Genomic DNA, 22,961 nt, shown 5'->3' with positions numbered 1-22,961 from the left:
TTTCCTGCCAGAACTTTTGGGTAATTTCCCCCAGTATCTATTAAAAGCACTAAATCTTCGGATCAACCCGTGTACAGAAACGGATGCGTTCTTATATCATAAGTATCTTTAAATGATAGTATCAACAGGCTCTCGGGAATGCCGGCAGGTAATACCGTCAGGAGTTCACATGTCGAGGGAAAGCAGGAAGGAACGCGGAGCAGCAGAGATGGTCGGCGTACTGATGCTGATCTCCATTTTCGTGGTTGCAGCCGGCGTGCTTGCCGTTATGTATTTCTCCACAACCCCTCCTGATAAAATTCCTGCCGTGAATGTCGTTGCCACCAACCAGAGCAGGACCATCAGCCTGTATCATGCCGGTGGCGACGCACTTTCGGGAAACCGGCTCCAAATCCTGGTGGATGGGACGGCGGAGCCTTTCACCGGTTTGGGGAGCGACAATACCTGGACGCTGGGTGAGACCCTCAGTTATACCGTAAGTGCTTCGGCACCGATGCCAAGCAGGGTCGATGTTATTTACAATCAGACCGCTGCGGTAGGCACAGGATCCTATCTCATCGCAAGCCTCCTCCTCGGAACCCCGACAAGTGTCCAGCAGGATGTGACGCTTTATACGATCACTACAACCGCAGGGACCGGGGGATCCATCAGCCCGTCCGGGACGGTGCAGGTCGCGTCCGGGGCACCGGCGACGTTTGCCATCCTGCCAAACAGCGGCTACACGATTCTGGGGGTAACCGTGGATGGCAGTTCGGTCGGTGCAGTGACGTCCTACACGTTCCAGAATGTGACTGCCACCCATACGATTGCTTCCACATTTACCGCGGTTGCAGTAAATACATACTGGATTAATGTTACTGCCGGCCCGGGTGGAACGGTCTCCCCCGGTAACCAGACGGTTTCCTTTGGAGCAAACCAGACATATACCATCACCCCCAATTCCGGATACCTACTCGGCTCAATCGTGGTGAACGGGACTCCGGTGATTCCGGTACCGTCCTCGTATACGTTTACCAACGTGACTACCAACCAGACCCTCGCTGCCACGTTCACCTCGAACATGACACCCGGCTGTATTGCGAATTACTTTAGTGACATGGCCTGGACCGTGCCGGTATCAACGAACATAGCACCCCGAATCCATTTTGCCGACCCGACCAGTCTGCCTACCTACAATTCGGATGTCAGCCCGTGGCCGGGCCTGTATACGAACGGCCAGCAGACGCAGATGTCGGCCAACTTTACCGGGTTTATCCTGATCAACACGACCGATGCTTACACCTTCTATCTTACGTCGGATGACGGGTCATGGTTATACATCGATGGAAACTTGGTGATCAACAACGGTAATGAGCACAGCGCCCAGCTGGTAAGTAATACGCCCCTCCAGCTGACACCGGGTTACCATACATTTTTCGTCAAATTTTTCCAGGATCCCGGCCAAGCGGTTGTGTACCTGAATTATTCCTCGCCCAATATCACCCAGAACGAAAATATTCCTTTCTACCATACGCCCATCACCGTACCGACAGCCGGTTTCACCGGCTCCCCCCTTTCCGGCAATGCCCCCCTGAATGTTCAGTTCAATGATACATCGCTCGATGCGACCACCTGGATATGGAATTTCGGGGACGGGTCACCAGCCTCGTATGTCCAGAACCCTGCCCATACCTACACGTCGATTGGCACCTACAATGTCACCCTCACTGCGGCAAATTCATTCGGCAGCAGTACGATTACCTACACGAATTACATAACCGTCGGCTCCTATGTCCCCGGCTTTATGGCCACTTATTATTATGGGCAGACCTGGACGACTCCGGCGGGCATGCGAACAGATCCGGAGATCCGCTATTCCGATAACGCCTCACAGCCCGGCCAGCCATCCGACGAAGTGAACTGGGCAATCCCGATGACCGGTGGGACCACCAACTTCAGCGTGACCTGGGACGGCTACCTGCTGATTGCCGCAAAAGATTCCTATACGTTCGATCTCAGTTCGGATGACGGCTCGTACATGTGGGTAGACGGCACCGAGCTGATAAACAACGGGGGGCTCCACGCCGTAACAACGGTCACCGGCACAGAGACACTGACACCAGGTTACCATCACATCGTAGTGAATATGTACCAGAACCAGGGGTATGCGGTTGCACGTCTCCAGTATACAAATACCACGATAACTACCCTCACCCAGGTGACGAATGTCTGGCACGTGGCGGTGGTGTATCCCCCGGTGGCGGGGTTCTCCGCCACGCCACTCACCGGAAATGCGCCGCTCCCCGTCTCATTTACAGACTCCTCCACCAATACGCCTACCTCGTGGTCCTGGAATTTCGGTGACGGGGATTCAACGAATTCCACGGTGCAGAACCCGCTCCACCGCTATGCAGCAGCCGGCACCTACAATGTAACCCTTACGGCGACGAATGCCGGTGGAAGCGGATCGGTAACACAAACGAATTACGTTATAATCAGCCCGCCGCTTCCGGTACTGGCGAATTTCACCGCTACTCCGGTTACCAGTGTCAGACCCATGGCAGTGACATTCACGGACAGATCCACGGGACCCGTCAGTTCATGGTCATGGGCTTTCGGCGACGGGAATACATCGGCCGCCCAGAACCCGGTATACACATATCCAAATGCCGGTCTTTATTCCGTAAGTCTTACCGTAGGAAATGGGACCGTGACTAATTCTACCCTGGTCAGGTCGTCGTATATCAATGTGACACCCCCTGCGCCGGTTATCACCAGCATTTACCCGTCAACAGGTCCGTCAGCCGGTGGGACCATAGTAAATATCACCGGGACGAATTTCACCGGCGCGACAGGAGTGCTGTTTGGCAGCACGGCGGCAAGCTCATATACCGTAAACAATGCCACATCGATCACCGCAACAGCCCCGCCCGTTTCCGCAGGAGTTGTTGACATCACCGTCAGTACAACCGGGGGGACATCCGCGACGTCATCTGCTGACCAGTTCACCTATGTGGCCGCCCCTGCGGTGTCCAGTATCTCACCGACAACCGGAACGTCAGCCGGTGGAACATCGGTGACCATCTCCGGGACAGGCTTTACGGGAGCAACAAAAGTAATGTTTGGCAGCACGGCGGCAAGCTCGTATACGGTGAACAATGTTACGTCGATTACAGCGACCTCCCCGGTAGGTTCAGCCGGCATCGTTGATATCACGGTCACTACAACCGGTGGAACATCCGGAATTGTGACAGGTGACAAATACGATTATTACATCATCCAAAGTTTCACCACGGTCGGGACAACTACCTGGACCGTACCCGCAGGAGTCACTAAGGTTGATTACCTTGTAATAGGTGGTGGCGGTGGCGGCGGGGATTACGGTGGCGGCGGGGGTGCCGGTGGATTCCTGAATGGTACAGGATATTCAGTAACTTCCGGAAACGGATTAACTGTAACGGTAGGAGCCGGTGGCAGCGGGGCAACAACGATAACCGCTCATGGTGCAAACGGGGGGAACTCTGTATTTGCAGCATTCACCGCGACCGGTGGAGGCGGTGGCGGTACCAGTAATACCACGGCTTCGGTCAGTACCGGAGCAAACGGGGGTTCCGGCGGTGGAGGCGTAAGATCGGGAACAAATTACGGCACGGGTACTGCCGGTCAGGGAAACAATGGAGGATCGGGAAATACCAATGGAGCTAATTATCTCGGCGGTGGCGGGGGCGGGGGCGGGGGTGCTGGTACTACTGCAAGTACTACTGTTGCCGGTAATGGGGGAGCAGGAACCGCATCGTCCATTTCGGGTGCATCGGTAACCTATGCCGGAGGCGGCGGTGGAGGTTGCCAGAATTCGTTATCAGTCGGTACAGTTTCCGGAGGCGGCGGTGCCGGGGGCGATGGTGCTGCCGGTACAGCCGGAACAGCGAATACCGGCGGTGGCGGTGGCGGCGGGGGTTATAAAGGATCGACAAGTTATAGTGGTGGTGCCGGCGGCTCCGGTATTGTCATCATCAAGTACTATTAATCCCTGGTAGTGGACGGCAGAGAGAAAACTTCGGCCACAATAAACTGCAATCATTCTTTTTTTATCCATGAAATGGCTCATCGTACCCTGCGGATGTTTCCCCTGCCAGCACCGGACGGGTGTTCCCGTTTGCAAGGGAGTCAGAAAGGGAAACTAAAAATTATCGTTACGGCATCATTGAAAAGGATATGGTTCTCTATGAAGAATCCCCAAAAAAGTATCATTCAGCCATTCGTCGTGCGGGACTGAACAGCCGGAGCAGACTGTCTGTTCCTACACCGTCGTATGGATCTCCACGGTGCCGAGTGGTGCGGAGGTATTGTCATACGTGACGAGCGTTCCGTCCTTATACACCTGGACAATCATGTTCTCCCCGGACCCGTCACCCTTCTCGATGAACCCGTCGATAGTCCCGGTGGCCATGGATAACTGGTAGAACTGGTCGCCGGAACTATTCACGTCCTGGCCGATGCCGTTTGCAGAGATCGTGCCCGTAAAATTGCCCGGGTAGGCGACCCGCACCCAGACACCGGTAGCAGGGATTTCATGCAGGAGGAGTGATGTATCAGGTGTGGCAGCGGCAGCAACTGCAGGGGTGGCAAGGGTGGCAGCGGTAGTTACCGGTCCGTTCATGAGTGCGGGACCAACAGGAATATCGAGATCGACAGCCCCCCACGGTTTTGCCGTCGTGCTTTCCGATACGGGTGTACCTCCATTGTACAGCACGATATCAAGGATATTTCCCGAACCATCCTGTTTTTCAATTGTCCCCCCGATTGTCGTGTCATGGACCGGGAGCTGGTACAATTGTGTCCCGGATCCGTTCACTTCCGTCATCCATCCCTCTGCGCCCACGGTTCCGGAAAAATTCCCCGGGTAAGATACCCTGACCCACACGCCGTCTGAGGGAATCGCACCCGCGGCGGAAGGGAGATTCAGGGTAGGAACGGCTGTGGTTTCAGGAAGCAGAGCCTGGGTCGGAGTAACGGTCTCCGTCACACCGGCTTCCTGGCCCGACACGGTAACTGCCCCGGGGACAGGATTTGATCCAAACAGATGCCCGGCGATGAGAATGCCCCCGATGCAGAGTCCTATGACAAGGAGCGCGGCAATGACCGGCACAAGGGGTGATCTGGGCGGAGCCTCTTCCGGGGCCTGTTTGATATACCGGGGTGTGCCATAGACCGTCCATTCCGGTACCGCGGGCCGGACGTTCTCTCCATCGCTGCCGACAGAATCTTCTGCTGTCCCCCTCCGTACCAGTGAGGGGGGTATAACCTGGTGGACCGGGCCCTCTACGGTAACGTCCCGGGCCCGGAGGGTTGCAAGGCACCGGTCACGGTCCTGGACGTTCAGGTCCCCAACCACATGGACGAAGATGAGCTCGAGTTCCCGCTTGCCCCCGTCAGGTGATGCTATGCTGAGGAGAATAACCGGTTCCCGCAGGGAATTGAACTCAGGAACTGCAAGCGCGATTGCAGTAAAGGGGAGGTCCTCGCGGATCGTTCCGGCCCCGCTTTCAGCAAGGATGAACCTCCTGTCGGTAATGATCGCTTCATAACCACTGCCGCTGCTGATGATCTTCTGCGATTTGTAAATAACGGACTCATCGCTTGACAGGTTCAGGTCGTCCATAGCACCACACGTTACTACACGTTACTGTGCGCCACCTTTTATATTATTGCGGGTTTCTTCAGAGATCCCTGTCCGGTATCTCACTGTCCGGCATTTGTATTACCGTATTCCTGCTCACCAGCAGGTTGTACGCGTCGTGCGACTTATTGTACCGGACCAGCACGCCCCGCATCTCCAGAACCGTGCCGTAGGGTGCAGTACGGAGTGCCTCATTCTCCGGTGTCTCATGGTATGAAGGGAGTACTGCATAAACCGGGGTCTTTGCGGTCCCGTCGCAGATCTTGAAGAGATGGTTCTTCGCATCCCCCAGTTCCCCGCTCATCTTTACACCGGCCACGTTGATCCGTTTGCCCACATGCAGGTGGATTTTGGACAGCCGGAGGAATTTTGAGCCGGGACCAACCCGGTACGCCGATTTTCGCAGGCCGTCCTTTCGCAGGACTGCATAACTGTACTTGATATCGGTATTCACGTACCGGTATGGCTCATCGCACCGGGCAAGGTGCTCCATCAGCCGGGTCTTCCGGATATAGAGTGCGGAAAGAAAACTCCAGCAGCGGGGGGCAGTGCAGGGTGTGCCCCAGATGAACGAGCACGGGGCATAGACGAAAAGACCTTTCTTCTGAAGTTCCGCGGTGAGGGTCCTCATCCGGACCGCGTTCTCTTCATCGGCAGGTTCTGTGATCAAAATGGTTCCGTCCGGGGCCAGATGTTCTGCGATCTTCTCCACGATTGCTGCCCGGGTATCCATCGTGGCATCCTCCAGTTCATTGAGCACGTTGGAGAAGATGACGAGATCGATCTTCTCCGGGAGGGCAGCAGACCCGGGCTGCGTGATATCGGCCTTGAACGGCGGCTTGACCGAGACGTTTCCCCCCCGGGGTACAAAGGCGTCCCTCAGGTACAGGAATGCCTCGATATGCTCCTCAGAACGTTCAATCGAATACACGGAGGCCTGTGCATTGTCGAGCCGGGACCAGAAATCAGCGATGGCAAGCGGGACAACGCCAGGCCCGGTACCTACATCGAGGATGGTCATGGTTTTTTTCAGGAGGCCGTCACGCGCCAGCTGCGCAAGCAGGTGTTCGGTCTGCATGAAATAGACCGGAAAATGGTATGCAAGATAACCGAGTACGCTGTAGCCCTTTGAGTACTGGAGGGAGCGCCGGTGCGCAGGTTTCCAGTAGTCATCCTTCTGGGCGACAATCGCCTTCCGGAGCCGTTCGGTGGAAACCGGGTCCGTCCAGTCCTTTCCTGTTTTTCTGGTGATATACTGCTCTATATAGCCTTCCAGTACGGCAGGCATGGCCCTGCTGTCAAGAAATGCAGAAAGGCGTTTCTCCTCCTCTTCGTTGAGGATATAGGGCTGGACAGGAGGGATCCGGGAGATAATGTAGTCCTCCCCCGCCTTTTTTGCTACGAGCCCGAGCGGGGAGAGGTCGGCAGAAATTGCCCTGAAGAGTTCCCCGATGGTGAGCGGCTCGTCGAGATAAGGGAGGAGCTCCGATAAGGAAAAGACCGGTTTTGTCCCGGCCATATATTTTACTGAGGAGATAAGTTCCCTGCCGGCCATGATCAGCCGGATAGTTGGCGAGCCGGGGTCTTACATGTTTGTATAAGTCTGTAACGGCCTAAGGCCGTTGCAGGCTGGAGAAGAACGCGGCCGGGAAGCCGGGCTCCCCTGCCGGCCGGATAGGTTCACGTCACCAGCGGCCGGATGAAATACCCGTCGGCAAAGATCCGGAATGACTCTGTGAGGGGCTCTATGATACCCGGCAGGAAACAGATGGCCGGAATCTTTCAAGCTTCACGATCATCACTGCGGCACCCAATTCCCCTGTGGTTCCGATCACCACCGGATACCCCGCGATCCTGGCCCGGGATAATGAGCATCTCTGGCTCGCAGGAGGCCCCATCACTCACGGGACCCCCGAAGATATGTTCAGTCCCCGTCCTTCCAGGGATATGATAGTAACCAGGGTTTCGGATCTCGTGAACAACCCTGCCGTGGACGACGAGCGGGTAGTACAACCGCTGGCTTCATCTGCCGGGATGCAGACATCACTCCCGGAATAACCCATGCTCGATCACTGTCCGGGTGCAGCGAACCTGCGCACCCCCACGCTATCGGTGAGGAAATGCCCCCGGTGCGGTGGTGAAGTTGAACTCTTCTCAAACGATATATCCGTGAAGTGCAGTAAATGCGGTTTTGTAGTTTACAACGACATCGAGTCCTGCGTCCGGTGGTGCAGACATGCAAAGGAATGCGTGGGCGAAGAGATGTATAATAAAATCATGGCCCTGAAGAACGCCCCGGCCGGAAAAGAGTGATACGGGGAGTTCAGACCTCAAGCATGCGCTCAATCGCTCTACGGGCCCGGGCTGCGATATCCTCCGGCACTGTGATCCGGGGACTGAGCGTGGCGAGAGAATCCCGGACTTTCCCGAGGTCGGTCTTTTTCATGTTCCTGCAGATCGCAGCGGGTGCGAGCGGGTAGCAGAGCTTCCCCGGGCAGTCTTTCCGTATGCGGTGGAGGATCCCTACCTCAGTACCGATGATGAACTCCCGTCCAGCCGAAGAGCAGACATGTTTTATAATCCCTGAGGTGCTTGCCACATGGTCTGCAAGATCGATCACTTCCTGCCGGCACTCGGGGTGCACCAGCACCTCCGCGCCCGGGTGGGCCTGCTTTACCTCCTGCACCTGTGCAGGTGTGATCCGGTCGTGTACAATGCAGAACCCCTCCCACGGCAGGATCTTCTTTGTCGTGAACCGCTGGGCATACCGTGCGAGGTTCTGATCGGGCACAAATATGATCTCCTCCTCTTCAAGCGAGTTGACCACGTCCACCGCGTTTGACGAGGTGCAGCAGATATCGCTCCCGGCCTTGACGTCCGCCGTAGTATTCACGTAGCATACTACGGCTGCTCCCGGGTGACGGGATCTGACGAGGCGCAGCTCATCGGCAGTGATCATCTGCGCCATCGGGCAGCAGGCGTCCTCCGCGGGCAGCAGGACGGTCTTTCCCGGCGAGAGGATCGCGGCGGTCTCTGCCATGAAGTCCACACCGCAGAAGACGATCACCTCACATTCCATCGTGGCCGCGGCCCGGGAGAGCTCGAGAGAATCTCCCGTCAGGTCAGCGATGTCCTGGATCTCTGCCGGCTGGTAGTTGTGGACGAGGAGGATCGCATTCCTCTCCTCTTTCAGCCTGCGGATCTCATCCCTGATCGCTGCGTGGTCCTGCACAAAAACTCCTGTATCCATTTCTACCCGCAGTTTTATCAAAGCGTCGCTGGCAGCGCGTCCTTCCAGACGGCAGATGAGCATGATTTCCCTTACCGGGATATTTAAGAAACCTGCTCTCCCATACTGTCTTGGATTATGAAACTCATCCTGCCGGACCGGACGGAACGGGTTATCACGGAAGGGACGATGCCTCTCGACCAGCTGCTCCTTGCCGAAGGCATCAACCCCAACGAGGTGATCGCCTCCCGGGGCGGTTTTCTCATCCCGGAAGATACGGTGGTTGGTGACGACGACGAGATCCGGCTGATCCGGATCGCGCACGGGGGATGACGCATGGTAACGGGCAGCGGTACGTATGGGCAGCCCCGGTGCTCTCTCTGTTCTGAACCCGCAGTCTTCTTCTACCGGCCGGTACAGCGCCATCTCTGCCGTACGCATCTCTTCACTGCAATAGAGCAGCGTGTTGCCGATACGGTTTCTGATCGGAATCTGATCGTCCAGGGCGACACCGTTGCTGTCGGTCTGAGCGGGGGGAAGGACTCGACCGCCCTCATGATGATTCTCACGAAGCTGCTCCCGTCGTGGAAGAACGTACGGTTGGTGGCGGTGACAGTGGATGAAGGGATCAGCGGGTACCGCGAAGAGACGGTCCGGTCGGCCGACCGCATTGCCCGTACGCTGGGTGTGGAGTACCGTCATGTGACGTTCCCCGACCTGTTCGGGGATTCTCTGGACGCGATCCTCCGCGGGAGGGAATCCCAGGCCTGCACCATCTGCGGTATCCTGCGGAAAAAGGCGCTTGCCAGCGCTGCCCGGGATGCAGGGGCAACAAAACTTGCCACCGGGCACAATCTCGATGACGAGGCCCAGTCGGTTCTGATGAACGTGCTCCGGGGAGACCTGCCCCGGCTCATGCGGGACAGCAGCGCCGACTCATCGGGCCGGTTCATCCCCCGGATAAAACCCCTCATGGCGGTGTCGGAGAAAGAGATTGCCACCTACCTCATGCTCCACGAGGCATGGATGGACCTCCCGGAATGCCCGTACGCCCGGCACGCTCTCCGCAGGGAAGTGCGTTCCATACTCTCATCCCTCGAATACCATCACCCGGGCACTATGCTGCGCCTCATGGAAAGCAAGGGAAAGATCGAAAAAAACTGCACTGGAGCCATTGCTGCCGGACCCCTCCGCAGCTGCCGGGAGTGCGGGGATCCCTGCAGCGGGGAGCTTTGCCAGCTCTGCCAGCTGAAAAAAACACTGGACCGGGAATTATCCGGAAACAGGCCCTGAACCTGTAATCCGTTCAGGGTGCGAGTAGAGGTTCAGTTTCCCACCCCGGGCAAAACCGACTACGGCAAGCCCTGTCTTCTCTGCGATCTCCACGGCAAGGGTGGTGGTTGCCCCCCGCGAGACGATAACGGGGATGTTTGCAATAAGGCACTTGCGGACCATCTCCGATGAGATTCGCCCGGATACGATCACGTAGGTATGCGAGAGATCTATCCCCTCTCGGAGGGCGGTCCCGATCACCCGGTCAAGGGCATTATGCCTGCCGATGTCCTCGGATACGGCAAGGATCTTCTCGTGGTCAAGGAGCGCGACGATATGGATCCCCCCTGTGGTCACGTGGATCTCGGAGTTGAGGACTGCCTTTGCCGAGCTCCAGATCTCCCGGGGACTGATGACGTAATCCGATGTGATCTTCGGCAGCTTCTCGGTATCGATGTAGGAAGTACTTCCTCCGCAGCCCGAGAGGATGGTCTTCTTGGGACCGAGCACCTTGAAGAGGTTCTTCGTGATGACGCTCATCCGGTTCTTGTCGATCCTGATCGACTCGATCTCGTCGATACCCTTGATGATCTGTTCAGTGAAGAGATAGCCGGTGACGAACTCCTCAAGCTGTACCGGGCTCATCATCGCGGTCATAGCGTGCCGCCCGTTGACAAAGAGGGCAAGGGGCACTTCTTCGATCACTTCATGCTGGCCGCTGGTGAACGTTTCGCCCTCGACACGGATGCAGGGGATTTTCTTGAACATGGGGTGTCTCGTTATCTGATGGGGGGCTGTTATTCTTTCAGCACTTCGTCCATACTGCCGCTGCGGTACCCTTCGAGATCGAGCGTGACGTAGGAAAACCCGAACGATTTGAGGGCCCTGGTTATTGCGTCTTGCAGATCCAGTATTCTCCCCATCTCCTCTTTATGTACTTCTATCCGGGCAATGTTCCCGTGCAGCCGGACCCGCAGCTGGCCGAATCCCTGTGCAGCAAGGAAGGCCTCGGCCTCTTCGATCATCCGGAGTTTTTCCGAGGTGATGCAGTCACCGTACGGGATGCGGGACGAGAGGCAGGCAGCTGACGGCTTCTGCCAGACCGGAAGCCCGCATGCCCTCGCGATCTCCCGGATATCCTGCTTGGTGCACCCGGCCTCGATGAACGGGTGTTGGATCCCCTCCTCGGTCGAAGCCATGAGGCCCGGGCGGTGCTCGCCTGTGTCCGAGACGTTGATCCCGTCGGCAATGACGGCAATCCCTAGTTCAGCGGCTCGCTTCCTCAGGTGGACAGCGGAGATCTTCTTACAGTAATAGCAGCGGTCGTCAGGGTTTTTACAGAACTGCTCGTGCTCCATGTGGGGGACCGGGATGATGTCCAGTGCCAGTCCGAGATCGCGTGCGATCTCTTTTGCCTGTTCAACTGCGGCCCGCGGCACTACCGGGCTGTCGAGAAGAACACAGTGACTCTTTGCCCCGAGCGCATCACGTGCAAGGGCGGCGAGGAGCGTACTGTCGACGCCCCCGGAGAAGGCAATGAGCATCGAACCCTGGTTACGGATATTACGAAGAAGAACCTGCTTTTTCTCAGAAACGCTCATGGTGTCACCATACTGGATAAAAAAAACAGCTGGAAGGGGAGGAGGGAGTTATGAACCGCACCGCTCTTTTGGGGGTATTTCTGAGGAGCCGCCGCACTGATTCTCCCCGCCATCGCGCAGCTGGTGGCAGATGTCACAGGTGCGTTTGACGAGGTTCACCCTCTTCCCGTCCCTGAGATCCTGTGCCAGCAGCTCGATCGACTGTTTCACATCATTTTCAAATTCGATACGGTACCCCCGCTTTCCCGACAGGTACTGCGATACTGCTGAGGGCGCGATCTCGAGCATACGCGACGCTTCCACCTGGGAGACGCCGCACCTGACAAGTTCCACCGCGATTGCCGCCCGGATTGCGGGCAGGACATCCCAAACGATTTTCTGACAGGGAGCTTCCATCACAACACAACCTTTATGTTGTCACATTCCCGACATAATAGATTGTATTCACAATTGTGAATTGATCCTGACAACTAATATAACTTGCCGATACTCAGCAGCCCGGAACGGGCCGGCGGGGCAACCACATCATCAAACATCATCAATATTCAAGGAAAGAATAATCAAAAGACCAGCCACATATTCTGGTATACGGTGAAGAGCATGGGTGAGAAACGCATCGTCTACATGGACCATTCCGCTACCACGTACGTACGCAAAGAGGTACTGGACGCGATGATCCCCTACCATACCGAATTATTCGGAAACCCCTCCTCCATCTACAGTATCGCCCGCGCATCCAAGAAAGCGATCGACACTGCCCGGGAGCAGGTGGCAAAAGCGCTGGGCGCTGAGCCGGACGAGATCTATTTCACATCAGGAGGGAGCGAGTCCGACAACTGGGCCATCAAGGGTATTGCCTGGGCGAACCGGAAGAAGGGCAACCATATCATCACGAGCAGCATCGAGCACCATGCAGTCCTCCATGCCTGCGAGTACCTGGAGAAGGAAGGATTCACTGTCACCTACCTCCCGGTGGACCAGTTCGGCCTCGTGGACCCTGCGGAGCTCGAGAAGGCGATCACGGACCAGACGATCCTGATCACCGTCATGTACGCGAACAACGAGATCGGTACCATCGAGCCGATCGCAGAACTGGGTGCGATTGCCCGGAATCACAAGATCCTGTTCCACACAGATGCTGTCCAGGTAATCGGGAATATCCCGGTGGACGTGAAGGCCCAGAATATCGATCTCCTCTCACTCTCTGCCCACAAGTTCTATGGTCCCAAAGGTGTCGGCGCCCTCTATATCCGGAAAGGTACCAAAATCGACAACCTCATCCACGGCGGCGGCCAGGAACGTAGGCGCAGGGCAGGAACAGAGAATATTGCCGGTATTGTAGGGCTTGGTAAAGCCATCGAGCTGGCAACTGCTGACATTGAGGGACACAACCGGAAGATCCGTGCACTGAGAGACAGGCTCATGGAGAGGATCCTCGAAAAGATCCCCCATTCCCGCCTCAACGGACACCCGGAGAAACGGCTTGCGGGCAACATCAATATCAGTTTCGAGTTTATTGAAGGCGAGTCAATGCTCCTCTGGCTCGACGATGAAGGGATCTGCGCCTCGACCGGCAGCGCCTGTACTTCGGGGTCGCTTGAGCCCTCCCATGTCCTGCTCGCCACCGGGCTCCCGGTCGAGATCTCGCATGGCTCCCTGCGGCTTACGCTGGGGAACATCAACACGGATGCAGACGTGGATTTCGTTTTAGAAGTGCTACCGAAGGTTGTATCACGCTTAAGGGATATGTCTCCCTTGTACCTGAAGAGCGGAAAGGAAGGAGGCTGCAATGTACAGTGACAAGGTCATGGACCATTTCAAGAACCCGCGCAATGTCGGGGAACTGGAGAATGCGGATGGAATCGGCGAAGTCGGGAACCCGGTCTGCGGTGACATCATGAAGATCTTCCTGAAGATCGAGAACAACATCGTCACCGATGCGAAGTTCAAGACCTTCGGGTGCGGCGCTGCAATCGCATCGAGCAGCATGGCGACCGAGCTGGTCCGGGGCAAGACCCTTGAGGAAGCCTGGGAAGTGTCCAACAAGGCGGTAGCAGAAGCCCTTGAAGGACTCCCGCCAATCAAGATGCACTGTTCGGTACTGGCCGAAGAGGGCATCCACAAGGCGATCAACGATTACCGGAAGAAACACGGTCTGCCCGAGTGGGAAGAGAAGAACCCGCATTCCCATGACCACGAGGAAGACCTCACCTGCCAGCACTGATCCCGGAGTTCAGGGAACCCGGGGATAGCCGGGTTCCCGTGCAGGACCCCACCGGTTGCCCGGATCAGGAAAAATTTGCCGATACATGATTTCATATATAAGTCTCCCGTCAATGATGAAATGAAACGAATGCCGGTATGCCCGGTTTTCCCGTGTCATTCCACCACGGGTTTTTCAATACTACCAAGGTGACCCATGTTATCAGAGCGTGAACTCGACAGGTACAAGCGCCAGATCCTGCTCTTTGGGGAAGAAGGGCAGGAGAAACTGAAAAAAGCGAAGATCTTTGTAGCCGGGGCCGGCGGACTTGGCTCGCCCATCTCCATCTATCTTGCTGTAGCTGGCGTCGGCACGCTCACGGTTGTCGATATGGACGTGGTCGAACTGACTAACCTCAACCGGCAGATCCTCCATTATGACCGGGATATCGGGAAGAAGAAGACCGCTTCGGCAGCGGAGAAACTGCGGGAGATCAATCCCGACATAACCGTGAAGGTTATTGATACGACCATCGATAAGACGAACGTGGCAAGGCTCGTTGGCAGTTCCAGCGGGATAGTCGACGCTATGGATAACTTCCCGACCCGTTACCTGCTCAACGAGACCGCGGTTCATAAGAAGATCCCACTCTTCCACGGCGCCATCCGCGGGCTGTACGGGCAGGCCACCACGATCATTCCCGATGTGACCCCGTGTCTGCAGTGTATCTTCCCAAAGGCACCGCCAAAGGAAGTCTTCCCGGTTGTTGGTGTCACCCCCGGGTTGATCGGGATGATCCAGGCCACAGAGGTGATCAAGTACCTGATCCACGATGGCAGGCTGCTGACCGGCCGTCTCCTCATCTGGGACGGTCTTGAGTCCCATGCCGAAGAGATCTGCGTTGAGCGGGACCCGAAGTGCCCTGTCTGCGGCGGCAGCCACTCCCCTGCGAAAAAATCTGAAACGATTCCCGTAAAAATCCCTGCGAGGAAAAAGAAATGACAGTAAAAGTACGGTTTTTTGCCCGGTTCCGGGAGCTGCTCGGTACCGATATCCTGGTCGAGAAGAAGAGCGGCATGGTGCTTGCCACCGTGGTAAAGGATATTGCACAGAAGAAAAAGGAAGGCTACGATGCGATCTTTGACGAGAAGGGGAATTTCCGTGAGTTCGTGATCGTCATGCGGAACGGCAAACGCCTCGAGCCTGCGGAGACCACGACAGTCGAGGTGGCGGACGGGGACGAGATTGCGGTATTCCCTCCGGTCGCCGGCGGATAAACCGGCAGGCAGCACAACCATGATCTCCATCCAGCACGAAGACGTTGATATCAACCGGCTGATCAACGAGGCAAAACGCCCGGGTACAGGTGCGGTCGTTGTCTTCGACGGGGTTGTGAGGGACGACGATATCCGGGAGATGGAACTTGAGGCGTACGAGGAGGTCGCACTCAAAGAACTTGAGAAGATCGCGGAGGAGGCAAAAAAACTCCACCATCTCTTTCATGTGGATATCGTCCACCGGATCGGAAGGCTCCCGGTTGGCGAGAATATCCTGATCATCGTCGCCAGCGCCGGCCACCGCCCCGAGGCGTACGCGGGCTCGCGCTACATCATCGAGGAGATAAAAAAAGGCGTCCCGATCTGGAAGAAGGAACTCCGTAAGGACGGGGACCGCTGGGTGCCGGGCGAGCACCCGCACGGTGCAGGGAAACCCGCTCATTAATCGTGTCTCTGTCTCGTACAGATCCATTTCCAATTTTTTTATCTCTGTAGAAATCATCAGAAAAATCTTCAGACGCTCCTAGAGGTTTTCGGCAATTCTTGCCTTCACTCCTGCTGTTGTGGCAGCCCCCATGCAGCGATAATCCAGGACAAGGTAATTCCCGCATCATCGCAAAGCGGAGAGGAGGTATTGGGGGACAGGCACTGTCCCTCCGTCAATCTGTTTTATGTCCTTTGTTAAAACATTGGCAAGTCGTATTATTTTCTGGTAATTGTCAGGTTCACCCGTTCGAGTGCCAGGGCAGCCTGGTTTGCAAACGCGGTCAGGATCCGGGACTGTTCCGGCGTTATCACGCCGTTTGGTTCCGTAGGCCTGACCCCCATGATCCCCACAATGCCCTGGGTGCCCTGGAGAGGGATGAACCGCAGCCGCGACCCGTGCAGGGTATCGGTATCATACCCGGCAACGGCCCCGTGCTGGAATGCCCAGGTCGCGACCGCAATGTCGTCGTCATCGGTGACAAGTCCCGGGCTTGCCGAGTGGACTACGAGACCGTTCTGTTTTGGCAGCAGGAACACAGAATCCCACTCGAAGATTCCACGGATGTGGTTCCGGACCGCCGTGATGATCGCATCCGTTGTAACTGCCACTGCGAGGTCCTGCGAGAGGGCATAGAGCGTCCCGGTCTCTTTCTCCCGGATGCTCGCTGCATCGGCATAGTTTTTTGCCCGTGCCACGAGGAGGCTGATCAGCGATCCCACGATGACCATACCGGCAAACGTGATCAGGTATTCCGAATCGGTAAACCTGAAGGTCAGGTAGGGTGGCACGAAGAAGAAGTCGAAGGCAAGGACACCGATGATACTGGTGAAGATCGCAGGCCACAGGCCCCGCCGCCAGGCTACCGCGACAACTGCCAGCAGGTAGATCATTGCCTGGTTTGTCGGCGAGAGGTACCGGTGGATCGGCCACCCGGCGATCGTGATGATCACGACGAGTACGAGACTTACGATATAGTCTTTCGGGGGCGTCGCCGGCAGGAGCGGCTCCATTACTGCCGGTTTGTCCGGCGTGTCTTTTCCGCTGCTGATGACATAGATATCGATCGGACCGCTGTTATGGATGAGCTGGTCGACGACCGACCCGAATACAAACTCCTGCCACCGGGGGCGCAGGGTCTTGCCTATGACAATTCTTGTCACGTTGTGCCGACGGGCATACTCGAGAACCGCAGATGCCACGTTGAGCCCGAAGAGCGTTGCCGTGGTGGCACCCATCTTTTCAGCAAGCTGGAGAGTACGCCAGAGCTGCTCTTTTCCCTCTTTTGAGAGCCGGTGGTGCGACGGGGTCTCGATGTAGACCGCGCTCCAGCTGGCGTTCATCCGGTCGGCCTGCCGCCGGGCCGTGCGGACGAGCCGCTCTGACAGGGGGCTTGGGCCGATACAGACCAGAAGGTGCTCGCTTGCCGCCCAGGGGCCGGGTATTGCCCGGGTCTGCATATATGCAAGCATCTGGTCATCGACCCGTTCGGCAGCCCGCCTGAGCGCAAGTTCCCTGAGGGCATACAGATTGCCTTCGTTGAAAAATTGCTCGATCGCGGTCCGGGCCATGTCCGGTACGTATACCTTGCCTTCTCTCAGCCGCTGGAGGAGTTCCGGCGGCGCAAGATCCACCACCTCGATCTCGGTGGCCTCATCAATCACCCGGTCTGGTATGGTCTCCCGGACAATGATACCGGAGATCTGGGCGACCACGTCGTTGAGGCTTTCAACGTGCTGGATATTGAGCGTGGTATAGACATCGATCCCTGCCGCAAGCAGTTCTTCGACATCCTGGTAACGCTTGGGATGACGGGAACCGGGCACGTTGGTGTGGGCCAGTTCATCTACGAGAACCAGTGTAGGGTGGTTTTTCAGGATCCCGTCCAGGTCCATCTCCTCGAGCCTGATCCCCCGGTACTCCACTTCCTTCCTCGGGATGACCGGAAGCCCTTTTACCAGGGCTTCTGTCTCGATCCTGCCATGGGTCTCGATATACCCGATCTGGACGTCAATGCATTCGTCCTTGCGCAGGTGGGCCGCCCTGAGCATCTCGTAGGTCTTGCCAACACCGGCAATATAGCCAAGGAATATCTTCAGCTTCCCCCGGTGCTTCTGCCGCTCATCCTCAGTGACGTGGACAAGAAGTGTGTCCGGGTCCGGACGGCATTCTTGAGTGTCGGCCATGGCCAGTGTGTCACACTCCGGGCAGCAGCATATCAATGTACTCCGAGCAGCATCAGCAGCATATCGATGATCTTTATTCCGATGAACGGGGCAATAAGCCCTCCGACTCCGTAGATGAGAATATTGTTGCGCAGCGCCTCTTCTGCTGACATTGCCTTGTATTTCACGCCATGCAGGGCGAGCGGGATGAGGAGGACGATGATAATGGCGTTGAAGATCACTGCCGAGAGGATACCGTTGTGCAGACCGAGCACATTGAGACTGGCAAGGGAAGGATAGGTCGAGGCGAACGCGACCGGGATGATAGCGAAATATTTTGCTATATCGTTTGCAATGGAGAAGGTGGTCAATGCCCCCCGGGTCATCAGGAGCTGCTTTCCGATCTCCACGATCTCGATCAGTTTCGTAGGATTGGAATCGAGATCGATCATGTTTGCCGCTTCCCGGGCCGGCTGGGTGCCGGTATTCATCGCCACAGCGACATCTGCCTGCGCAAGGGCGGGGGCATCGTTTGTCCCGTCTCCGGTCATTGCGACCATCCGCCCGCCGGTCTGGTACTCCCGTATGAGTTTGAGCTTGCTCTCCGGTGTTGCCTCCGCGAGGAAATCGTCTACCCCGGCCTCCGCTGCAATAGTGGCTGCCGTGAGACGGTTGTCCCCGGTGATCATGACAGTCTTGATACCCATCTTCCGAAGCTGGGCAAACCTCTCCTTGATGCCTCCCTTGACAATGTCTTTCAAGTGAATGACCCCAAGAGCTTTCCCGTTTTTCGTAACGACGAGGGGGGTGCCGCCAGCTCGTGCGATGCTGTCCACGACCTGTGTGAGCTGATCAGACACACCGTATTTGCCGCATTTCCGGATGTGGGCAAACACTGCATCTGCCGCACCTTTGCGGACGTGGAGTTCTCCCTGGTCCACCCCGCTCATCCTTGTCTGGCTCGTGAATGGGATGAATTTGGTATCGGTCCCGGCGTCGGCGGAGACGACCGACCGGCCGCGGAGATTGTATTTTTCCTTGACGAGCACGACAATGCTCCGGCCTTCCGGGGTCTCGTCTGCCAGGGAGGCGAGCTGTGCAGTCTCGGCCAGATCCATCATGTCGGTGCCATCAACCGGGATCAGTTCCACGGCCTGGCGGTTACCCAGCGTGATCGTCCCGGTCTTGTCGAGCAGGAGGACATCCACGTCCCCGGCGGCTTCGATGGCCCGGCCGGAGGTCGTGATCACGTTGCGCTGGATCAGGCGATCCATGCCGGCGATACCGATTGCGCTGAGCAGCCCGCCAATGGTAGTCGGGGCGAGGCAGACGAAGAGGGCAATAAGGACCGTAATCGTCACGGTCGTACCCGCGCCGGCAGTCTCGACACTGTATTTCGAGAATGCATAGAGGGTGGCGGAGACGAGCATGAAGACCGCGGTCAGGCCGATGAGGAGGATGTTGAGGGCGATCTCGTTAGGGGTCTTCTGCCGTTTTGCCCCTTCGATGAGGCTGATCATGTGATCGAGGAATCCCTCGCCCGGGTTCGCACTGACCCTGACCACGAGCCAGTCGGAAAGGAGGGCAGTCCCCCCGGTGACAGCACTCCGGTCCCCTCCGGACTCGCGGATGACCGGTGCGCTCTCCCCGGTGATGGCACTCTCATTGACTGAGGCAATCCCCTCGACGATCTCCCCGTCGACCGGGATCGTATCCCCTGCCCGGACATAGAAGAGATCGGACTTGATGAGGGTGGAGGACGAGACTTCGATATAATCGAGGGATGACGGCTCTTTGCCTTTGGTGATCACATGGCCAGGATGCAGTTTTTTTGCCGAGGTGTCCTGCCGCATTTTGCGCAGTGCGTCTGCCTGTGCTTTTCCCCTGCCCTCGGCAAGGGCCTCGGCAAAGTTTGCGAACAGCACGGTGAACCAGAGCCATGCCGAGACTGCGCCGATGAACCCGGCAGGGGCTTCCCCTGTGCCGGTGAGAGCCTGGAGCCAGAGCAGGGTCGTGATAACGCTTCCGGCCTCCACCGTGAACATTACCGGGTTCCGGATCAGGCTGCGGGGATCAAGTTTGATGAATGCATCGATGACTGCCCGCCGGTAGAGCCCCGGGGTATCATAGGCATTTTTTGCCTTTCCATGGTCAGACATGTATCATCCCTCCTGCGACCATGCTCATGTATTCAGCGACAGGCCCAAGCGAGAGGGCAGGCAGGAAACTAAGCCCTCCGATAATGAGGATGACAAACACCAGCCAGATGATGAAGAGCGGGCGGTGGTCCCGCAGGGTACCTTCGCTGGTCGGGACGATCTTCTTTACAACGAGCGAACCGGCCAAGGCAAGGGTGAGGATGATCACGAGGTATCGTCCTACGAACATTGCAAATGCCCCCGTGAGATTATAGAAGAGACTGTCGGCATTGATCCCGGCAAAGGCGCTGCCATTGTTCTGGGACGTTGAGGTGAATGCGTACAGGATCTCAGAGAACCCGTGTGGTCCCGGGTTGAACGCCCCGGCCTGGCCCGCACCGGTCATTACTGCAAGGGCCGTGAAGGTGAGGATCAGGAAGATCGGGACCAGGATGATGATGGTGGAGATTTTCATCTCGTTCTGTTCGATCTTCTTGCCGTAGAGTTCCGGGGTCCTGCCTACCATCAGGCCGGCAATGAACATGGCGATGATCGCAAAGACGAGCATGCCGTAAAGTCCTGACCCGACGCCGCCATAGACCACTTCCCCGAGCTGGATGTCGAACATCTGGACTAACCCGCCAAGCGGCATGTACGAATCATGCATTGAATCGACTGCGCCACAGGAAGTGACTGTTGTCACCACGGAGAAGAATGCCGACGGGACGATCCCGAACCGGACTTCCTTGCCCTCCATATTTCCTCCCGGCTGTGCATGCCCGGGGTCCTGGTCGATGCCCAGTACATTGAATGCCGGGTTGCCACCCAGCTCCGAATAGATCGCTATACCGGCAAGCGGCAGGAAGATGAGGGTCATCGCCATCAGCAGGGCGATCCCCTTGCGCCCCGAGCCGATCATCTTCCCGAACGTATAACAAAGTGCTGTGGGGATGAAGAGGATAGCCAGAGTCTCGAGGAAGTTGGAGAACGGCGTGGGGTTCTCGAACGGGTGGGCGGAATTGGCATTGTAGAAGCCGCCCCCGTTTGTGCCCAGCTGCTTGATTGCGATCTGGGACGCCACCGGCCCGAGCGGGAGCGTTTGCGTAGTGACTGCATTCCCGTTGCTGTCATTCACCGGATCGAGGAGCGGGACCGTGACCGGGCCGCTGAATGTCTGGGGGACACCCTGCCAGACCAGCACAAGTGCAATTGCAAGGCAGATGGGCAGCAGGATCATGACGCTCCGGATGAGGAGGACCCAGAAGTTACCGATGGTGGTGCCCGAACGCCGGGAGAATGCAAGGATGAGTGCTATCAGCACGGCCATGCCTTTTGCTGCAGACATGAAATTCTGGACCGCAAGCCCGACCATCTGGGTGAAATAACTGACCGTGACTTCTGGTACATAGGCCTGCCAGTTGGTGTTGGTGGCAAAACTGACTGCGGTGTTTAAGGAAAGGTCCCATGGCACCGGGCCGAGCCCGGCAGGATTGAGCGGCAGGAACTGCTGGGAAAGCTGAAGGAGGAATACAACAAGGACGCAAGGTACAGTAAAGACCATGAGGGCAATGGCAAACTCCTTCCAGTCCATCTCCTCGGTCCCGTTCACACCTCCCAGGGCAAGGAATTTCTGTTCAACAAAGTCAGTAGCCGGCGTCATGAAATTGGGCTTACCGGTGTAAACCTTTGCCATCCACCCCCCGAGCGGGACAACGCAGAGGGCAATAACGATGACAAAGAGGATCAGCTGGAGCCAGTCCGACATCCTCATACCAAATACGGGAGTCTGGAAATACATCTGGAGCTGGGCAGACCATGACAGGGGCTCGGGTGAGACCGTGATGCGACCTGCACTGAGGTCATCGAGCGCAAGGTTCAGGGAGAGGACGTTGACCCGGGGCTCGCCGAAGAGCCCGAACTGGCGGGGCTCGATCTGCTCTGCAACCAGTGCGTGGACATCCTGTTCGCTCAGGTTCCGTTCCCGGGCTATACGGGGGACCTGGTACTCGGCAGAAGCGACAGATATATCAGGATCGAGGCCACTGCCGGATGCCGTAACCAGGTCCACGGGGATCTCCTGGGTATTCCCGGGATCCGCGGCGTGCAGGGCATCGACACGGGCTTTGACGGTATCGATGAGTGCAGGATTATTCGGCCCGAGGTTCGAGCCGGACGATGCATCAGCGTTGTAGGGCACCGGGGAGGTTGCAGAAAGACGGCCCCAGAAGTAATCCGGGGAATCGAATGGCTGACCTATCAGTACCGAGCCTGCAACCTTGCCGTTATGTTCGAGCAGGTTCCCGTTTGCCTGAACAGGGAAGATCACTTGCGCGATACCGGTGACAAACAGGGGATATACGATCCCCGTGACAAGCGTGAGGAGCAAAAAAATAACGATTGCCGGTTTGATCTGCTTTCTGATCATCGACTTAATGGTGCCTGTGGTCATAGCGTGACCGCCTTGCTGGAGATAACTCCCCGGATCTTTGAGTACGGGGCACTCACGATACCAGCGTGCTGATTTTAAGTATATATGTCCATTGACCCTTCTGTGGTGCAAAGGGTCTTGTCAAATGGAAGAACTACGACGAAAGATGCGTAAAGGTGGAACAATCCTTCCAATATATTACATATAAAAATTTTTGATCGCGCGGAAAGTTATAGCAGCCTCATGGACTGCCCGGGATAATTATTTTGTCCGAATTGAAATACCAAATAATCACCGCTGCATTATCAGAACCCTGCAGGAATATGTTGAGGATGATACCCGCTCCTCACGATCTTCCTGCCATCGTCCGCCGGGTATGACGCTTCCTTCAATAAGGATGGGAGTCCCGTAATCCATTTGTATCGTCGGCCTGCCCGTGCCGGTATCTTTTCTTTGCGCCAGTCATTCTATCGCTATTTCTATCGTTATATAACCGTATTTCAGG

At 56.8% G+C, this 22,961-nt stretch carries 18 protein-coding genes and 1 pseudogene; 10 read left to right on the top strand and 9 right to left on the bottom strand.

The window, feature by feature from the left end; translation table 11 throughout:
* The first annotated feature begins 169 nt into the window (after positions 1-169).
* Positions 170-4,006, top strand: a complete 3,837-nt coding sequence (locus WBL42_RS09835) for a PKD domain-containing protein (protein WP_424721096.1) — start codon at positions 170-172, stop codon at positions 4,004-4,006.
* Positions 4,007-4,279: 273 nt separating this feature from the next.
* Here WBL42_RS09835 and WBL42_RS09830 read toward each other — a convergent pair whose 3' ends face one another.
* Positions 4,280-5,641, bottom strand: coding sequence for a hypothetical protein (locus WBL42_RS09830; protein WP_424721095.1), 1,362 nt, complete (start codon positions 5,639-5,641; stop codon positions 4,280-4,282).
* A 58-nt stretch (positions 5,642-5,699) separates the two neighbouring features.
* Positions 5,700-7,214 (bottom strand): small ribosomal subunit Rsm22 family protein, encoded by a 1,515-nt coding sequence (locus tag WBL42_RS09825; RefSeq protein WP_424721094.1) that lies wholly within the window; start codon positions 7,212-7,214, stop codon positions 5,700-5,702.
* A gap of 197 nt (positions 7,215-7,411) precedes the next feature.
* Here WBL42_RS09825 and WBL42_RS09820 point away from each other — a divergent pair.
* Both WBL42_RS09820 and WBL42_RS09815 read left to right on the top strand, forming a co-directional pair.
* Positions 7,412-7,717 (top strand): annotated as a pseudogene (locus WBL42_RS09820) (SOS response-associated peptidase family protein); the annotation flags it as partial.
* A 3-nt stretch (positions 7,718-7,720) separates the two neighbouring features.
* Complete coding sequence (locus WBL42_RS09815; RefSeq protein WP_424721093.1) at positions 7,721-7,972, top strand: hypothetical protein; 252 nt, start codon at positions 7,721-7,723, stop codon at positions 7,970-7,972.
* Positions 7,973-7,982: 10 nt separating this feature from the next.
* Here the strand turns inward: WBL42_RS09815 and nadA are convergent, their stop codons facing one another.
* Positions 7,983-8,909, bottom strand: a complete 927-nt coding sequence (gene nadA, locus WBL42_RS09810; RefSeq protein WP_424721092.1) for a quinolinate synthase NadA — start codon at positions 8,907-8,909, stop codon at positions 7,983-7,985.
* 117 nt (positions 8,910-9,026) lie between these two features.
* Here nadA and WBL42_RS09805 point away from each other — a divergent pair, with 117 nt between their 5' ends.
* Positions 9,027-9,221: a hypothetical protein gene (locus WBL42_RS09805; protein ID WP_424721091.1), complete on the top strand. Its 195-nt coding sequence runs from the start codon at positions 9,027-9,029 to the stop codon at positions 9,219-9,221.
* Between the two features lie 3 nt (positions 9,222-9,224).
* Entirely contained in the window at positions 9,225-10,181 is a 957-nt protein-coding gene (locus WBL42_RS09800) for a TIGR00269 family protein (RefSeq protein ID WP_424721090.1), read from the top strand.
* Here the strand turns inward: WBL42_RS09800 and fdhD are convergent.
* The 3 genes from fdhD to WBL42_RS09785 are packed head-to-tail and all read right to left on the bottom strand — an operon-like array spanning position 10,161 to position 12,157.
* Entirely contained in the window at positions 10,161-10,928 is a 768-nt protein-coding gene (fdhD, locus tag WBL42_RS09795) for a formate dehydrogenase accessory sulfurtransferase FdhD (RefSeq protein ID WP_424721089.1), read from the bottom strand. The two genes, WBL42_RS09800 and fdhD, sit on opposite strands and share 21 nt — an antisense overlap.
* A 29-nt stretch (positions 10,929-10,957) precedes the next feature.
* Complete coding sequence (larE, locus tag WBL42_RS09790; protein ID WP_424721088.1) at positions 10,958-11,761, bottom strand: ATP-dependent sacrificial sulfur transferase LarE; 804 nt, start codon at positions 11,759-11,761, stop codon at positions 10,958-10,960.
* A gap of 48 nt (positions 11,762-11,809) precedes the next feature.
* On the bottom strand, positions 11,810-12,157 hold the full coding sequence (locus WBL42_RS09785) for a transcriptional regulator (protein ID WP_424721087.1): 348 nt from the start codon (positions 12,155-12,157) through the stop codon (positions 11,810-11,812).
* Between the two features lie 204 nt (positions 12,158-12,361).
* Here WBL42_RS09785 and nifS point away from each other — a divergent pair, with 204 nt between their 5' ends.
* The 5 genes from nifS to WBL42_RS09760 all read left to right on the top strand — a co-directional run bounded on the left by nifS (position 12,362) and on the right by WBL42_RS09760 (position 15,686).
* Entirely contained in the window at positions 12,362-13,561 is a 1,200-nt protein-coding gene (gene nifS / locus WBL42_RS09780) for a cysteine desulfurase NifS (protein ID WP_424721086.1), read from the top strand.
* Positions 13,551-13,985 carry a Fe-S cluster assembly scaffold protein NifU gene (gene nifU / locus WBL42_RS09775; RefSeq protein ID WP_424721085.1) on the top strand — a complete coding sequence of 145 codons (435 nt, stop codon included), beginning with the start codon at positions 13,551-13,553 and terminating at the stop codon, positions 13,983-13,985. Before nifS ends, nifU begins: the two co-directional genes overlap by 11 nt.
* Positions 13,986-14,180: 195 nt before the next feature.
* A complete protein-coding gene (locus tag WBL42_RS09770; protein ID WP_424721084.1) occupies positions 14,181-14,966 on the top strand; it encodes a HesA/MoeB/ThiF family protein in 786 nt (261 codons plus the stop codon).
* Positions 14,963-15,241, top strand: coding sequence for a ubiquitin-like small modifier protein 1 (locus WBL42_RS09765; protein WP_424721083.1), 279 nt, complete (start codon positions 14,963-14,965; stop codon positions 15,239-15,241). The genes WBL42_RS09770 and WBL42_RS09765 overlap by 4 nt, the downstream gene beginning before the upstream one ends.
* Positions 15,242-15,260: 19 nt before the next feature.
* Positions 15,261-15,686 (top strand): molybdenum cofactor biosynthesis protein MoaE, encoded by a 426-nt coding sequence (locus tag WBL42_RS09760; protein WP_424721082.1) that lies wholly within the window; start codon positions 15,261-15,263, stop codon positions 15,684-15,686.
* A gap of 257 nt (positions 15,687-15,943) precedes the next feature.
* Here the strand turns inward: WBL42_RS09760 and WBL42_RS09755 are convergent, their stop codons facing one another.
* Genes WBL42_RS09755 through kdpA form a run of 3 tightly spaced genes read right to left on the bottom strand, consistent with a single transcriptional unit; the run spans position 15,944 to position 22,477 of the window.
* Positions 15,944-17,911, bottom strand: a complete 1,968-nt coding sequence (locus tag WBL42_RS09755) for a DUF4118 domain-containing protein (RefSeq protein ID WP_424721081.1) — start codon at positions 17,909-17,911, stop codon at positions 15,944-15,946.
* A 32-nt stretch (positions 17,912-17,943) separates the two neighbouring features.
* Positions 17,944-20,049 carry a potassium-transporting ATPase subunit KdpB gene (kdpB, locus tag WBL42_RS09750; protein ID WP_424721080.1) on the bottom strand — a complete coding sequence of 702 codons (2,106 nt, stop codon included), beginning with the start codon at positions 20,047-20,049 and terminating at the stop codon, positions 17,944-17,946.
* Positions 20,042-22,477, bottom strand: coding sequence for a potassium-transporting ATPase subunit KdpA (kdpA, locus tag WBL42_RS09745; protein ID WP_424721079.1), 2,436 nt, complete (start codon positions 22,475-22,477; stop codon positions 20,042-20,044). Before kdpA ends, kdpB begins: the two co-directional genes overlap by 8 nt.
* Positions 22,478-22,961 lie beyond the last annotated feature (484 nt).

This window comes from Methanoregula sp. (genome assembly GCF_049686655.1).
GTDB lineage: Archaea > Halobacteriota > Methanomicrobia > Methanomicrobiales > Methanospirillaceae > Methanoregula.
Note: the sequence above shows the minus strand (reverse complement) of the source record. Positions and strands in the feature narration are given on the sequence as shown.